This is a genomic window from Leptolyngbya cf. ectocarpi LEGE 11479 (assembly GCF_015207065.1).
In the GTDB taxonomy this organism is placed as follows: domain Bacteria; phylum Cyanobacteriota; class Cyanobacteriia; order Phormidesmidales; family Phormidesmidaceae; genus Leptothoe; species Leptothoe ectocarpi.
Genome location: NZ_JADEXP010000023.1, coordinates 20,380 through 35,471, shown reverse-complemented (window position 1 = coordinate 35,471; position 15,092 = coordinate 20,380). Strand labels below are relative to the sequence as shown.

16 protein-coding genes and 2 pseudogenes are annotated in these 15,092 nt (G+C 50.1%); 9 read left to right on the top strand and 9 right to left on the bottom strand.

The window, feature by feature from the left end:
* Positions 1 to 218, bottom strand: a pseudogene (locus IQ260_RS04785) (site-specific integrase); the annotation flags it as partial.
* Positions 219 to 332: 114 nt separating this feature from the next.
* Here IQ260_RS04785 and hemH point away from each other — a divergent pair.
* The gene (gene hemH / locus IQ260_RS04780) at positions 333 to 1,496 is read left to right on the top strand and encodes a ferrochelatase (RefSeq protein WP_193991361.1); all 1,164 of its coding nucleotides are present in this window, start codon (positions 333 to 335) and stop codon (positions 1,494 to 1,496) included.
* Between the two features lie 53 nt (positions 1,497 to 1,549).
* On the opposite strand, the gene IQ260_RS04775 is transcribed toward hemH, so the two are convergent.
* Positions 1,550 to 2,080, bottom strand: coding sequence for a DUF4126 domain-containing protein (locus tag IQ260_RS04775; RefSeq protein WP_322744897.1), 531 nt, complete (start codon positions 2,078 to 2,080; stop codon positions 1,550 to 1,552).
* Between the two features lie 240 nt (positions 2,081 to 2,320).
* Between IQ260_RS04775 and IQ260_RS04770 the strand changes: the two genes are divergently transcribed.
* Positions 2,321 to 2,935 carry a rhomboid family intramembrane serine protease gene (locus IQ260_RS04770; RefSeq protein ID WP_193991359.1) on the top strand — a complete coding sequence of 205 codons (615 nt, stop codon included), beginning with the start codon at positions 2,321 to 2,323 and terminating at the stop codon, positions 2,933 to 2,935.
* Here IQ260_RS04770 and hrcA read toward each other — a convergent pair.
* From hrcA to IQ260_RS04755, 3 genes are all read right to left on the bottom strand, one after another.
* Complete coding sequence (hrcA, locus tag IQ260_RS04765; protein ID WP_193991357.1) at positions 2,893 to 3,984, bottom strand: heat-inducible transcriptional repressor HrcA; 1,092 nt, start codon at positions 3,982 to 3,984, stop codon at positions 2,893 to 2,895. The two genes, IQ260_RS04770 and hrcA, sit on opposite strands and share 43 nt — an antisense overlap.
* A 124-nt stretch (positions 3,985 to 4,108) precedes the next feature.
* A complete protein-coding gene (locus IQ260_RS04760; protein ID WP_193991355.1) occupies positions 4,109 to 4,588 on the bottom strand; it encodes a 2Fe-2S iron-sulfur cluster-binding protein in 480 nt (159 codons plus the stop codon).
* 9 nt (positions 4,589 to 4,597) lie between these two features.
* Positions 4,598 to 5,347, bottom strand: a complete 750-nt coding sequence (locus IQ260_RS04755; protein WP_193991353.1) for a hypothetical protein — start codon at positions 5,345 to 5,347, stop codon at positions 4,598 to 4,600.
* 335 nt (positions 5,348 to 5,682) lie between these two features.
* Between IQ260_RS04755 and IQ260_RS04750 the strand changes: the two genes are divergently transcribed.
* The 3 genes and pseudogenes from IQ260_RS04750 to IQ260_RS04745 all read left to right on the top strand — a co-directional run bounded on the left by IQ260_RS04750 (position 5,683) and on the right by IQ260_RS04745 (position 8,822).
* Positions 5,683 to 6,726 (top strand): LysR family transcriptional regulator, encoded by a 1,044-nt coding sequence (locus IQ260_RS04750; protein WP_193991351.1) that lies wholly within the window; start codon positions 5,683 to 5,685, stop codon positions 6,724 to 6,726.
* A gap of 5 nt (positions 6,727 to 6,731) precedes the next feature.
* Positions 6,732 to 6,836, top strand: a pseudogene (locus IQ260_RS31820) (4-Cys prefix domain-containing protein); the annotation flags it as partial.
* Positions 6,837 to 6,839: 3 nt separating this feature from the next.
* Positions 6,840 to 8,822, top strand: a complete 1,983-nt coding sequence (locus IQ260_RS04745) for a protein kinase domain-containing protein (protein ID WP_193991349.1) — start codon at positions 6,840 to 6,842, stop codon at positions 8,820 to 8,822.
* Positions 8,823 to 8,933: 111 nt separating this feature from the next.
* Here IQ260_RS04745 and IQ260_RS04740 read toward each other — a convergent pair whose 3' ends face one another.
* Positions 8,934 to 9,638: a Crp/Fnr family transcriptional regulator gene (locus IQ260_RS04740; RefSeq protein WP_193991347.1), complete on the bottom strand. Its 705-nt coding sequence runs from the start codon at positions 9,636 to 9,638 to the stop codon at positions 8,934 to 8,936.
* Positions 9,639 to 10,042: 404 nt separating this feature from the next.
* Between IQ260_RS04740 and IQ260_RS04735 the strand changes: the two genes are divergently transcribed.
* On the top strand, positions 10,043 to 10,894 hold the full coding sequence (locus tag IQ260_RS04735; protein ID WP_193991345.1) for a hypothetical protein: 852 nt from the start codon (positions 10,043 to 10,045) through the stop codon (positions 10,892 to 10,894).
* A 429-nt stretch (positions 10,895 to 11,323) separates the two neighbouring features.
* The gene (locus IQ260_RS04730) at positions 11,324 to 12,235 is read left to right on the top strand and encodes a cation diffusion facilitator family transporter (RefSeq protein WP_193991343.1); all 912 of its coding nucleotides are present in this window, start codon (positions 11,324 to 11,326) and stop codon (positions 12,233 to 12,235) included.
* Positions 12,236 to 12,289: 54 nt separating this feature from the next.
* Here IQ260_RS04730 and IQ260_RS04725 read toward each other — a convergent pair whose 3' ends face one another.
* The 3 genes from IQ260_RS04725 to IQ260_RS04715 all read right to left on the bottom strand — a co-directional run bounded on the left by IQ260_RS04725 (position 12,290) and on the right by IQ260_RS04715 (position 13,682).
* Entirely contained in the window at positions 12,290 to 12,619 is a 330-nt protein-coding gene (locus IQ260_RS04725; RefSeq protein ID WP_193991341.1) for a hypothetical protein, read from the bottom strand.
* 51 nt (positions 12,620 to 12,670) lie between these two features.
* Positions 12,671 to 13,387, bottom strand: a complete 717-nt coding sequence (locus tag IQ260_RS04720) for an HAD family hydrolase (protein ID WP_193991339.1) — start codon at positions 13,385 to 13,387, stop codon at positions 12,671 to 12,673.
* A 100-nt stretch (positions 13,388 to 13,487) separates the two neighbouring features.
* On the bottom strand, positions 13,488 to 13,682 hold the full coding sequence (locus IQ260_RS04715) for a hypothetical protein (protein ID WP_193991337.1): 195 nt from the start codon (positions 13,680 to 13,682) through the stop codon (positions 13,488 to 13,490).
* Between the two features lie 84 nt (positions 13,683 to 13,766).
* On the opposite strand from IQ260_RS04715, the gene IQ260_RS04710 reads away from it, so the two are divergent.
* Together IQ260_RS04710 and dcd are read left to right on the top strand one after the other, a co-directional pair.
* The gene (locus IQ260_RS04710; RefSeq protein ID WP_193991336.1) at positions 13,767 to 14,348 is read left to right on the top strand and encodes a cob(I)yrinic acid a,c-diamide adenosyltransferase; all 582 of its coding nucleotides are present in this window, start codon (positions 13,767 to 13,769) and stop codon (positions 14,346 to 14,348) included.
* Between the two features lie 105 nt (positions 14,349 to 14,453).
* Complete coding sequence (dcd, locus tag IQ260_RS04705) at positions 14,454 to 15,047, top strand: dCTP deaminase (RefSeq protein ID WP_193991335.1); 594 nt, start codon at positions 14,454 to 14,456, stop codon at positions 15,045 to 15,047.
* Positions 15,048 to 15,092 lie beyond the last annotated feature (45 nt).

The window sequence follows — 15,092 nt, the reverse complement described above, 5'->3', positions numbered from 1 at the left end:
CATTGTTTGAGCCCCGCTTTAGTCGCGGGTAGTTTGAGGGGCAATCGCTGCTGATAGGACCGTAATTTTGGGCTGCCTGGGCGCGGCGGTAGCGTCCCGCGCAGGTTTAGCCGCTCACCCCGGCGTTCGACCTGCAGCCCCAGCCTGGCTGCTTTGAACCGCTGATTGACCTGGCATAGAGACTTATCGATGGGGTGCGTCGTAGATAACTCAGCCATGCTAAATGCAAGAAATTCTCAACTTCTACAAAACTGGTATGCCTATGGGAGGAGTTAGTTGTTACGATAGGTCAAGATCATTAAAACTTAGTTTATAAAGGTAAGAGCGCTGTCATGGGTCGTACTGGAGTCCTACTATTAAACCTTGGGGGTCCCGAACAGCTAGAAGATGTTCGGCCTTTTTTGTTTAACTTATTTGCCGACCCAGAGATTATTCGACTCCCTTTTCCCTGGTTGCAAAAGCCACTAGCCTGGCTGATCTCTACAAGCCGTGCTAGCAAGTCCCAAGATAATTATAAGGAAATCGGTGGTGGCTCTCCCCTGCGGCGCATTACTGAAGAGCAGGGAGTAGCGCTCAAAGAGTACTTACAAAAGTTAGGCCGCGATGTCAAAATTTATATCGGCATGCGCTACTGGTATCCCTTTACTGAGGAGGCGGTAGCTCAAATTAAGCAGGACGGTATCGACGACCTGGTTATTTTGCCGTTATATCCTCAATTTTCCATTAGTACCAGTGGTTCTAGCTTCCGTCTGTTGGATAAGCTGTGGCAAAACGATCCGGCCCTGCAGAAAATCAATTACACTCTGATTCCATCTTGGTACAACAGTCCTGGCTATGTGCGTGCCATGGCGGATCTGATTGTACAGGAAATTGATAAGCTGCCTAACCCAGACAGTGGACATATTTTCTTTAGTGCTCACGGTGTACCGGTCAGCTATGTAGAAGAGGCTGGCGATCCCTATCAGCGGGAAATGGAACACTGTGTTGATTTGATTATGAAAGCAGTCAACCGCTCCAATGACTACACGTTGGCCTACCAAAGCCGGGTGGGTCCGGTGGAATGGCTACAGCCCTACACCGAAGACGCTATTAAAGAATTGGCAGAAAAGGGCATCGATGATCTGGTGGTGGTGCCCATCAGTTTTGTGTCTGAGCACATTGAAACTCTTCAGGAAATCGATATTGAGTATCGTGAGCTGGCTGAAGAGGCCGGTATTGAAGGCTTTCATCGGGTACCTGCCCTGAACACTTACCCCGTGTTTATTGAAGATATGGGGAACATGGTGGTCAAAGCGCTGGAGTCGCCGCGCAAGCTCTTTTCTGATGCGGCTCAGCTACAGAAGCAGGTACGTATCTATCCTCAGGATAAGTCTGCCTGGGGCCTGACGCCATTTGCTGAGGTGTGGAACGGGCGTCTGGCAATGGTGGGCTTTTTGGCGCTGCTGCTGGAGATGGTCAGCGGTCACGGCCCCTTACATATTGCTGGGCTAATGTAGTCGGTCTACAGTTTTGAAAAAAAGGAGGGTGAGCGCAGTCGAACCCCTCTTTTTTATCGTTTTTTTTGCCACTGTTGCCAAATTATCGAACTGCGAATCGCCAGCCACAGTAGAAGCAGGGCTATGAGCCCGCCTTGCTCAGGGGCGTCAAAGGCAAAAAAGGCTAAGCAAATACATAGAGCATCTTCTACAAAGATCGCCCACATGGGCGGGCTGTTAAAGCGGTATAGCCATCCTACTTGAACCATTTGGATGACTAGAGCCAGGATCCCTCCAGTGGCGGCTAGCAGCACCAGTAGCCAGCTGTCGGCGATATCGGCAAGGCGTGCGATCGCAATACCGGCAATTGTCCCGACAAACGGACTAAAAAACAGTTCGGCACTTTGTAAAAAGCGTCGGTTTACCCGATCTTTTGAAATGGTTAGCTCTAGCAGCGACCAAATGACTAAGACGGCGATCACCAACACCTGGGGAATATGGGCCAAAATAGGTACCGCTGACCACAGCTGTTCCCCTGAGAATAGACCAATCAGCAGCAACGGCAGGGCTAACCTCAGGCCAGTGGCTGCCGAAATTGAAAGCACGGCAAGTAGTTCTGGAATGATCACGTCGCTATGTCAATGAAGTGAGCGCAGACAAATAGTGATGACTTGTGGTGACGCAGGTGAGATGCGGGTAGGAATGCAAACTTAAAGGACGAGCAAAGGCAACTTTTGGACAGTTGGCTTAACCTAAAGCTAGGGGCTGATGCAAAGCCCTAGAGCCTTTAGAAGTCTCTATTGCTAATAGGCTGCCCACATCTTGAGTTCATGCCATCTCAACATATGTCATCTGATCGCCCTCTGCTATCTGAGCTAAAATCCGCGACTACGGCCCGATTTCAGCTATTAGGGATTATTTTGATATCCCTGTGGTCTCTTGAAATTATAGATTTTTTAGTTTTTGGGGGCCGTCTCAATCAATACGGTATTCGTCCCCGTTCTCTGAGTGGATTATGGGGTATCCCGCTAGCGCCATTGCTCCATGGCGATTTTAATCATTTGATCGCCAATACGGTGCCCATGCTCACCCTCAGCTGGTGGGTGATGCTGCGCTCCATCAGAACCTGGGTGATGGCCACGGTCATTATTACGTTTTTAGGGGGAGCCGGCACCTGGTTGTTAGGCGGATTTTTAGTGGCGGGCCAGTCGGTGCACATTGGAGCCAGCGGTCTCATCTTTGGCTATGTTGGCTTTCTGCTAGGGCGAGGCTTCTATGAACGGACCATGGGTGCGATCGCAATTGCCCTATTTATTCTAGTGACCTATGGCGCCATGTTTTGGGGCCTACTGCCAACCCAGCCTGGCGTGTCCTGGGAAAGCCACCTGTTTGGTTTTATTGGTGGCATTGTCGCGGCCTACTGGCTCACGTCCAATCCCGACATGATGTCTGACAAATAGCTAGAGGTAGCCTCGACAGCGGCAATTGTATTTTCATAGAGCATCCGCGTCGGCCCCATCACCCCCACACTTCCCAGGGGCATAGAATCACGATTGTAGGGAGCCGAAATGAGCGCACAGCCCTGCATGGGCTCCAGCGGGTTTTCAGCTCCAATCCAGATCTTAAGAGCCGGGCTGCTATCATCCGAACACATCAGAGGCCATAGCTGTTCTCGGCCATCGGCCAGCAACGCCACCAGATTTCGCAATTGGGATTGTTCGGCAAATTCTGGCTGACTTAAAACATCTGCCACCCCGGTGACCAAAATATGGGTTTGGGGCTGACGCTTCCGCTGGGCCAAATCATCAATGGCTTCGCACAAAGCCATCACATGATGCTCTGCTGTATCAACTTCATCCCAGTTCAGCCTAGAGATTTCAGACAGGGGGCGACCACATAGCTGGGCCGTCAAAAAATTAGACAAAATTTGCAGCTCTCGATCCAGCGAGCCCTCATCTTCCGAGGCACTTACACCCGTCGTACCCCTAGGTAGTTTGACCACCATGGATTCAGAACCATAGCTATCGAGCACCAGCACCACCAACACTTGGTCGGTCGAAATTTGCACCAGCTGCAGGTGCTTGACCACCATCTTGTCAAAGTTCGGCAGGGTCACCAAAGCAACATGACCACTGAGGTGTGCCAATATTTGTGCCGCTTCTTGTAGTAAGGCCTCCACACTCCAGCCTTGCCAGTTCACCTGCTGACTCAGCAATCGATCAATTCGCTGAGCAGTCGGTTTAGAGGGCTTGATCAACTCGTCTACATACAGCCGATAGCCCGAGTCAGACGGTACTCGCCCCGCCGATGTATGGGGCTGATATAAAAAACCAGACCGCTCAAGCGCCCCCATCACATTGCGAATGGTTGCCGCACTCACGTTGAGGTCAAAGGCTTGCAACAGTGCTTTTGAACCGACAGGCTCTGCTGTCGAGACATAGTGACGCACCGTTGCACGCATCACTTTCTGCTGACGGGGATTGAGGTTACTGGATTTATCGGCAGCCATCAATGTTCAAGTAATAGAATACTCAATCTTTAATGAAGATATTAGATTGTATTTATAGAAAATACCTTAAAGACTTGAAATGTAAATATATTATTACAGCTCGCCCCCGGCAGCCGTGATAACACTAGGTACTGTGTCTGAAATAGTCGTCTAGCCGAAGATCCTTACTATGTTCAATCTGGCGCAGCATCGACCGGGTAATCAGCTTCCCTTGTTCTACCAGAACTGCCCCCGTCACTGGATGGAGCAAATCCTGGGCTGCCCGACGTCCAATCAGAGACTCTATATCCTGGATGGAGTTGACATACATACCGGGCGGGAGTTCAACCACAACGCCGTTGCCCATAACCCTGGCCTGGCAGGCTAGACGCGAGTTGGCTTTACAGGAGGTAATAATTGCCAGGGTACGCTGCTCTCGTCGACTGATCGGTGTCAGATCGCCCATGCCATCATTGACATAGATATGGCAGGTGGCGCACATCCCTCGTCCGCCACATTCTTTTAAGACACTCAGCTCTTGATGCAATAAAACCGATAGCAGATTGCCATTGGTTTCTACCGAACTCTCCTGATCAATGGGTTCTAAGCGAACTGTTTTCACCATGGACAATGCTTAACCCCCAAACAACAGCTGCCAGTGCTGCACCGGCAACGTCTGCTCAACCAATGTGTCATAGTCTCGAATAATCCGGGTACAGCGCTGATGAAATCGCTGTGTCCACAAACGGATTTCTGCTAGCTGTGCTGGAGATAGCTCTGGGTTGGTATTCACAACACTTATAGTGCCATCAGCGGCAATATAAAAGTTTTCTAACCAATCAATATCTTCTAGCTGATAGGTACGCCAATGATTAGCGACGAGCTGTGGGCCTAAATATCGACTCGTCACCTGACTCAGACTATTCATGGCTGCCACCACATCGTCGAGGTGGGCGGTGGGTAGTTGGACCGTCGGTACTATCACATCGTGCTCTCGATCTTTAGCCTTGATGGTTTCTATGCTTTCGACTAGGGCTGAGTAATCAGCCTTAATAAACTGCATGAGCTCACTAACAGCCTTGGCATATTGGCTTGAGAGTTGACCTTCACTGACAACGAGTAAAATTGCTGCACTCTCTGTCTTATGCAACTCCACCTGATATGAGCTAAATTGAAACGCACAAAATTCTAATGATGTGGGTGTTGTGCCGATGATTTGCTGAATGCCTTGTACCAGCAACGGTCGTTGCTCTAGACCCTGACCCCGGGGAAACCCTACGCTATAGACCCTCTGCTCAGAGGGATTATCCTGGTCTAGGGACATGAGACTAAATCCAATAATACCGGGCAGGCTGAGAAAATTTTGGATCAATTGGTACTGCATATAAGCAAGACCAGACAGGTAAGATGGACATTGAATCTGTTTACAGAACAGCCCAGCACACACGTCAAATCAACAGCAATATCTGAAACAATATCTGAGTGTTCTGAACCCGAGTGCTCTGGACGGCGGCTCTCAAAGTTTTCCTCATAAACGAACATATTAGTTAACGTTTTGAGTTATTCTCCCCTCATAAGGAAGGATTAAGCTACGTATCCTGTAGACTCTAACGTGCTAGCACGCTTGTTCACTTGTCGGCAGCAAAGAGTAGCGCTAGCGGATTCTATTGATCGTGCCACGGATTTGTTTGAAATACCGGCGTTGATACCCTAACCGTTATGTCTGACCTCCCGTTTACGTTAGATCAACTGCGCATTCTAAAGGCGATTGCGGCGGAGGGTAGTTTTAAGCGAGCTGCCGATAGCCTCTACGTATCTCAGCCCGCTGTTAGTCTACAGGTCCAAAATCTAGAACGTCAGCTAGATGTGCCGCTGTTCGATCGGGGTGGGCGGCGCGCCCAGCTCACAGAAGCTGGCTACTTACTCCTAGAGTATGGCGATCGCATCTTGAGTCTATGCCAGGAAACCTGTCGCGCCATTGAAGATCTGCAAAAACTGCAGGGGGGCACTCTGATCGTAGGGGCCAGTCAAACTACAGGTACCTATTTGCTACCCAGGATGATTGGTCTGTTTCGTCAACGCTATCCCGATGTGGCGGTCCAGCTCCACGTTCACTCTACCCGGCGCACGTCCTGGAGTGTGGGCAACGGCCAGATCGATCTGGCGATTATTGGTGGGGAAGTGCCCCCCGAGCTGCAGGATTCCCTCGAAATAATTCCCTATGCTGAAGATGAGCTGGCTTTGATTATGCCGGTGTTTCATCCGCTAGCTAGCAGTCAGGCGATTCAACGCGAGGATCTCTACAAACTCAAATTTATTTCCCTTGATTCCCAATCCACCATTCGCAAGGTGATTGATCAGGTCTTAACCCGCTGTGGCATTGAAACCCGACGTCTGCGAGTCGAGATGGAACTAAATTCCATTGAGGCGATCAAAAATGCGGTGCAGTCGGGTCTGGGGGTGGCGTTTGTCTCCATTTCTGCTATTGAGAAAGAGTTGCAGATGGGGGTGCTACACCGGGCCAAGATTGATTCGGTAGTGGTGAAACGTACCCTATCGGTGATTTTTAATCCCAATCGCTATCGTTCTACCGCTGCTGGGGCATTTACAAAAGAAATTTTGCCCCAGTTTACAAACCGGGACATTGATTTTGACCAGCGGCCAGATCGTAAGAAAAATGGAAGTGGGCAACCGTCTCCCGGCAAGGCAGCTAACAGTGACAAGCCTATGGATAAAAATCCCGTCGAAGAAGAAAGCAGTTAAGCTCCATGCAATTACACTGCACTCGGCCTGGATGTTCTCGGCCCGTTAATCCCCATCCCAATTTAGAGAAGTCGATCCAGACAGCGTCACAGTTGTTTTGTACCAACTGTGGGATGCCGTTAATTTTAAGCGGACGCTATTTAACTCAGCGACTGTTGGGTCAGGGGGGCTTTGGGGCGGCTTATTATGCGTGCGATCGCTATACCCCCACCCTGCGTCCCTGCGTCGTCAAATTATTTCAACCCTCATCCCAGCTCAGTTCACAGCAGCTTCAAATTGCGCAGCAGCTCTTTGCCCGCGAAGCAGACGTTTTAGAGCGTCTCGGTAACCAGCATCCACAGATTCCCGATCTCTACGCCTACTTTCCCATTGTGGTCAAGTCGCCTGCGGGCAAAGATGAGGAATACTTCTACCTGGTCCAAGAATTTATCGATGGTGAAGATCTAGAGCAAATTCTAGACCGACGGGGAACCCTGCCTGAAGGGGCTGTCAAAGCAATCTTGGCCTCCATCTTGAAGGTGCTGGCGTTTGTCCATAAAAATGGAGCCATCCACCGCGATATTAAACCCTCTAACATCATGAAAACAGTGGATAATCAGCTGTTTTTGTTGGATTTTGGCGCAGTTAAACAGGTCACCGGAGCCGCCTCCACAAAATCCACCGGTATCTACACTACTGGCTATGCACCTCCTGAGCAGGTCACGGGTGGTCAGGTGTTTCCAGCGTCCGATCTCTATTCCCTAGCTGTTACCTGCATTGTTTTATTAACCGGCAAAGCCACCGCAGACCTCTTTGATAGCTATAGCAACCGCTGGCGTTGGCAAAACCATGTCAGTCTCCACGATCAAACCTTAGCCACTGTTCTCGATAAACTACTGAACGCCAGCCCTCAAGACCGATATGCCAGTGCTGAGGATACCTTGAAGGCCTTAATGGGTGACCCAAAAGCGATCTCAGCGCCCCCAGCTTCGGTCCCTCCGCCTCCCATTCCAGTGGCCGCTCCCCCTGCAACAGCCCGGCCATCGACCCCTATGCCGGTGGCCGCAACACCGCCTCAGCCCCCCGCTAAATCGGTGGCTCAACCGCCATCAGCCCAAACGTCACGGCCCCCCAATACTCAACGTTTTCTACGTCCCTGGATGCTGGGACTGGTACTACTCGCCGCCCTAGCTGGTGGCGGCTGGTGGTGGCTCAAACAAAAAGGGGGACTTGGGCTGAGGGTGCCTCAGCTTTCAACCATCACCCCAGCCACAAATTTTAGTGATGTGGATGTGACACCGGGACAATTTACCTATGGCGGTAGCACGACTTGGGCTCCCATTCGAGGCATCATTGACCCGCAGCTACAGCAGGCTATTCCAGGTCTCCAGCTAACGTACCGTGCTCCTACCAATCAAGCCCCTGGTTCATCCACGGGTATTCAAATGCTGCTCAACGGTGAGCTAGATTTTGCCCAGACATCGCGTCCCCTCACCCCAGCGGAAAAAAAACAGGCCCAGCAGCAGGGTTTCACGCTGCAAGAAATTCCGGTCGCTCTCGAAGGCGTCGCCGTTGTTGCCCATCCAGCACTTCCCCTCTCAAATGTGAGTCAGCGTCAGCTGAGGGATATTTACACCGGACGTATTGTTAATTGGCAAGAATTGGGAGGACCCGATTTACCCGTTGTTGCTATTGCCCGTGATGATCTAGGCGGCACCGTTCTCTTTTTTAGTCAGGCCGTCCTTAACGGTGAAGCCTTAGCTCCCAACGTTCGTCGTAGCCCCAACACAACTGAGGCTCTAAGACTGACTGGCAACACCCCAGGCGCTATTTATTTTGCGTCAGCTCCAGAAGTCGTGGGCCAATGTACGGTCAAGCCGCTGTCTATAGACCAGCAGCCCCCCTATGAGCCCCCCTATATTGACTTGCAAAATTGTCCCAATCAGCGCAATCAACCCAACCTAAAAGGATTTGAATCAGGTGACTATCCGCTAACCCGCAAGCTTTATGTTGTTAGTAATACTGAGCAAACCATTGGCCAAGCCTATGCCGCCCTCTTGTTATCTCAAGAGGGCCAAATAGCCTTAAACAAAGCAGGGTTTGCGCAGCTGCGGTAGTTCCTGAGAACCTATCCTCGCTACACAAACCCTGAATCTATGGGGATTAGTATTTGGGGTATTTTACGGATGTTGTGGGCAGATGTTGCAGGCAATGCTTTTCCCGCGTCCTTATCCCTGCTGCTTTAAGCTGGCACCAAAGGGAATACTGATGAGATTCTCGCCGTGGCTTTGAATCAAACCACGCTGGCGCAACTTACCCATTAGGCGGGTTACCGTGACGCGAGTAGAGCCAATGGCACTGCCAATCTGAGCGTGGGTCAATGGGAAAGGTAGATAATACCCATTGTCACAGGGCTCACCATATTCATCAACCAGCAGGGTAAGAAACCCTAAAAGCCGATCAATGGTGCGACGTTGGCCTAACGTACTGAGCCAAAGCAACTTACGCTGATGCTGACGACGAAAGGCATCTAACACTTCACGGCGAAAGTGAGGCCAGGTGTCTAAATCATTCCAGTACAGCCAAACAATGGTGGTGTTGTCTACGTGGGAAAAGCTCTGAAGGGTGAATGGTGGCTGTGCAACGATCTCAAACGGTTGCCCTGCGCCGACAAACCCCAAGAATGCTTCTTCTGCCGCTACCAAAGGCACTCGCGTGGACGAACTCTTTTGCTGCTTGAGGGTGGCGCTCACCTGGGCACTCCCCACCAAACGCACAGCTCCCTGCTGCACTAAGTACAGTAGACCCGGACGGGTGGGAATCCGTTCATCTTTGCTAAATGTGCGGCATCGATAGTGCTCTTGGGCCCAATCTAGAATACGTTGCCATACATGAAATGGCCGAGCGTCATCCGATGGGATAGATGAGGACATGGGAAACGTGCTGGAAGTTGTCGATAATTCAGATAGTGTCATTTACCTAGTGTCAAGCCATAGAGTTTGGAGCCAAAATAAGCAATCTGGAAAGCTTTCGGTATAGAAAACCCCAGTTATCGATGCGCCCTGTAAGCAATCATTGATGCAAATATACAAATTTTAAAGAGAAGCAACTTAAAGCCCTATGTCAATTCCCGAGGAGCACTGCACTTGTCAACCGTAAAACCACGATAAGTATACGAAACAAATACGTTAAGTACATTAATACAAACAGCTAAATCGGTTGGCATCCCGACGGTGACTTCTTTATATCTACTTCAGCTTTTTTTGAAGCAGGGGATTGAAATTGAACTATGTATATTGAACGGTAGATCAAGTCAAAAAAAGGGGCTGAACAGAGCATGCTCTGTTCATTTACCCAAGTTAATACAAATATGACACGGTTTTCGTTAAAACGGACATTGCAGTTCAACTTAGCTTCCACGATTGAAGTTCTTAATCACATCAATCACGATCTACTTACGTCAAACCTTCACACTCCTCTTAGATATTCAGAGGTTTTATTAAGCATCGGTAAAATTACAAATATTTGTCATCAGAATATTCACTTAAAAAAAGTTTACTGTAACGAAGCAGTTACATATATCTCTGCAATTGCACTGAAGCTGCAAAAAAACTGGCAACGGCCAGTGGGTGAAATTGCATCAATACTGTCAGCGATGTTGCATGAGCAGACGTCGCACCCCATCTGGGCCTGTATTCGTAAAAATGATGCGGGTTGGTTAGAGTTTGTGATTGCCCGAGATGGGATTGAGCGATGGCAGCAATCTCTTTATCAGGGCACCCTGCCGATCCGTCATGGGGTTTGCCACTTAACCTCTGAGGCACTATGGCAGCTGCAGTCCGGCTATGAGTTATGTTGTCGGTGGCAGGCCTGTCATCAGCAGTTAGGCTCACCTATCAATCAATCAATCATTCATTCCGCTTCAGCGCCATATTTGATACCGTGCTCTTCTTTAAAAGAACTGATTGATTGTTTACTGGATATTTGTGACATGTGGGACGAAGCGGAACTGCCTCGACTGTTGGAGCAATCTCAACGGCTGGTTTTGGCATTAGAAATCTGCGCTGGCAAAATCAGGCCAGACGCAATTGAGGCTGAGGCCGTTAAGCGTTGGTTCAAAGTTGTCGAACTTGTGCTGAAACAGCTGCTAAACAAGAGGTTAAGCTATCCACTAACAAGTCGGTTCTAGTCTGTTTGAATTCATGTGGATATCAAAAATTACGATGGGGGTGACAAACCCTGGCATATATTCTAAAATGACTATTGTGTGTGAGGAGCGAACCAGTGAGGGTACCGAGACGAAACACGGCCAGTCGTCGGTACCCTTTCTGCTTTTAAATTATTTTTTGATCGAGAGTTGCTTGTAGACTGGCTTTTGCCTGTATGGGGTTGAGCCTAAAGATTGAATCACTTTTTCTCCTACGAGATTAGTCCTACAGCAAACGCTAATCCTTTCAAGTAAGCGTTTGTCATGGCTGCCAGAGTAGTCTAGAGCACTTAGCTATATAGGGTTGTGGGCTGCAAACAAAGCCCACTTTGATGATTTTCGACTCATCGTGCTATTGTCCCTTGACGGGGAAATGTCATCAAATATGCCCAACCGGTTGATAGATAACCTATGGTCTTAGACGCCGGACAACAACGGCAAATATGCTATCGCCTGTTGCTCATGATGCTGTGGGCTAATCTGGTGATCTTGACCATTGAAGTGACGGCTGGGTGGGCTAGTCACTCGATTGGTTTATTGGCGGAGGCACTGCATACGCTCATTGATGTTTTTAGTATGGTGCTCAGTCTGACAGCTGTGGCGTCACCGCAACGAACGTTAGGTAGAGAAATATGGGGCCATGGTCGTGGAGAAGCGGGCGGCGCGCTGATTTTAGCGGCTATTCTGGGGTTCTTTGGTGTGAATATCTTGCTAGTCGCGGTAGGACAGTTGGAAGCGGCTATGCAAGGTGCGAATGTCCCCTTTCCTGTGGAGGTGACGGTGGCGCTAATCCAGCTGGTGATGGCCATGGTGGTGATTGCTCTGATGGTGGCTCTATGGGTGTCCTATCAGGGGCGATATTTGCACAGTGTGGGTCTTAAGCTCACTACCCAGCATGTGTTGGGTGATGGCTGGCTCAGTATCGCTATGCTACTGGGGTTGGTGGGTATTTGGCGCGGTCATACTTGGCTGGATCCGTTAATTGCGATCGCACTTATCATCCTCACGCTCCATAGTTTCTGGCGCGTTCTCAATACACAGCTCCCGATGCTGCTACGCCCCACGGCCATTGCCCCTGAATCCATTGCCCAGGTGGTCACCACTGTCGAAGGCGTCACCCGCTGCAATCGCATTCGGTCTCGGGGAATGGTAGGCCGCCACGTGTGGATTGAACTATATCTGGCGGTGCATCCAGAGTTTCTGACCATGGCCCACACCATTAGTGAACGAGTGGAAAGTGCCTTACGCCATCACTACGGCCCGGTGAGTGCCCAAATTTGGATCGAGCAGGACTATACATTATCCCTGCAGACTTATTATTGACTGACTTAGACCGACTGATTTATTGGCAGACTGATGGATATTGGTGGGGGCGACTCACGGCGCCCCGCCCCCGATGGTGGTGGCATTGGTCAACTCCACCAAATTGCTGGCAAACTCCTCAATCACCTGCTGATTGCTGGTGGCAAACATGCGAGCCATCATGGCAATGGCTGCCAGCCGCTTAAGCCGCTGGTGCAGGGTTTGAATACTAGAGCCATCGGTATTGGCCTGCAGGTCGGTACTAAGATCGTCGAGTTCAACCAGCACGTCTTCGCGCTGCTCTTTGGGAAAAGCCTGGGCTAACTGTCGCAAATTAGCCAACCGAGACTGTACGGTGGGTGTGTCGGGCTGATTACCAGATTGATTATCAGAGACGTTGCTCATGGTGAGAATCTAAAACTAATCCATTCCTAGCATCTAAGCTGCCGTTGTCCCCTAGCAGCTATGCAACTTTACGTTTGGTTCGTGAGACCGGCACGGATCGCTGGTTTCTGCCATATCCGCTCGACCAATGTAGGTCAACAGCCGACTATCGGTAAAGTCAGCAATAGTCCATAGCGCCCCCAGCTGGATCAAGGTCCCATTGCTGTGGGTGGAGGTGACACCAATGGTAGGCACTCCTGCGGCTACGGCAGCCCGCACCCCTGTGGGGGAATCTTCAAAGACCAGGGCTTCTTCGGGGGAAAGCCCGAGCTGGTCTAAGGCGGTTTGGTAGGGGAGGGGATCGGGTTTGCCTTTGGGGAGATCATCAGCGATGATTACAGGCTGAAAGACACCATCTAGGGTCAGGGTTTTGAGCATAAATTCTGCATTGGGGCGGGGGGCATTGGTCACCAGAGCTGTGGCATACCCTTGCTGCTTGATGTGGTGGAGAAAATCGGTCAACCCCGGCATCCGCTGCAGCTTATGGGCCGCCATCTCGCGAAACTGGGCCTCCTTTTGAATACTAAAGGCGACACCGTCGTCTGCTGAAAACTGAGGTAGGAGATCCCGGACGATATCGGGGTTGAGACGACCGCTGATAAAGCGATCGTAGAATGTCTGATCTACGGTATGACCGTGGGGCGCTAGCAGTGTCTGCCAGACTTGAAAGTGAATGGGATCGGTATTGGCTAGGGTCCCATCAAGATCAAATAAAACCGCTTTTAGCATGGGGGTGGGATATCTTAAGAAATCGGGTCGCGTTCCGACCATAGCCTGCTTTGCCAAGGATGACTGTTTCGTTTGTGTCGTGGCTATTCTTAGTAACGTGTTACAGATCGTGCATGCTAGGATGACGACCTGTAAGGGATAGATTAAGGATGACAAAACGAATTAAAGCAGACAGGGTGAGTGTGGTCGTTGCGATCGCAACACTGACACTTGTTGCTGTAGTAGCCCTGGCCTCTCCAGCCTTCTCCTCACTCCCATAGGCGTTTAGCAGGCGCAAAGCCATAGCTGCTTTCATGATGTTAAGCCACCCTAGAAATCTACCGTGTATGCGCTATATTTAGAGCCTAACTAAAGAAAGTGCTACTAGATATAGCGTTTTATGGTTCAACAGTTGAGGGTCAATCAAGATACCCATCGTCCGTCTCGGATGGCGACGGCTCCTGATGCCACTCCCATTATCCCTAGACGTCATCCATTTTTACAGGCCCTAGAAGGATCGCTGCAGGTGTTTACATCTGTTCACCGCAGTTTTTTCACCAATGTCATGGTGCAAGCATTGCGCTCTGCCGATCAAGGAATGTCAGTACTGGTGGCTCAGTTTCTTAAAGGCGGTATTGACCAAGGCCCCAGTCACATGACCCACATGGGGCAAAATCTAGACTGGGTACGTTGTAGCTATGCAGGCTGTGTCTTTGAATCCACTGACGACGCCCAAACAGCTGTCAGTGAGCTGTGGGCCTATGTCACAGCTGTTATCCAAAATGACCAATATGGTCTAGTCATGCTAGATGAACTGAGTCTTGCCATTGATTACGGACTGATTCCAGAATCCGAGGTCCTAGACCTGCTAAAGCAGCGTCCCTCCCAAATGGACATTATTTTGACAGGACCTAAAATGCCCTACTCGATCCTATCCATGGCCGATCAGGTTACCGAATTTCGACGTGAGTTTTTACCCTAGGCTATTGGCATGAATATTAAGGCAGAGGTTGCCATGGTGGACCCCCTGTACGGTAAAAAGTAGGGCCTAATTAAATTCTCAGTCCTAATTAGAGAGTGGTGAAACATGATCAAGAATGATGCTTGGATTCATACCATGGCCGAGGGGGGAATGATCGCCCCCTTTGAGCCAGCATTGGTACGGCGCATGGATCTACAAGGAACCAATGTGCCTGTCATTAGCTATGGTCTTTCATCCTTTGGTTACGACATTCGCCTCTCGCCTAAAGAATTTCGAATCTTTCGCCACATACCAGGTACGGTCATCGACCCAAAACATTTCAATCCAGACAATCTAGAACCCAGTCAGCTACGCACCGATGAAAATGGCAGCTACTTTATTCTGCCCGCCCATTCCTATGGCTTGGGCGTTGCCCTCGAACGTCTTGCCATTCCCGATAACATCACTACAATCTGCATCGGTAAAAGCACCTATGCTCGCTGCGGCATCATCGCCAACCTCACCCCGGCCGAAGCAGGCTGGCGTGGCTATCTCACGCTGGAATTTTCCAACTCCTCTAGCGCAGACTGTCGTATCTATGCCAACGAGGGTGTAGTCCAGCTTCTCTTTTTAGAAGGAGATCCCTGTCAGGTCAGTTATGAAACCCGTCGAGGTAAGTATCAGGATCAAGTAGAAATGGTAACCCTCGCCAAGGTCTAACCGGCCCACGCATGTCTATCGGGGCTAAAAAGGGCCTATGGGCTG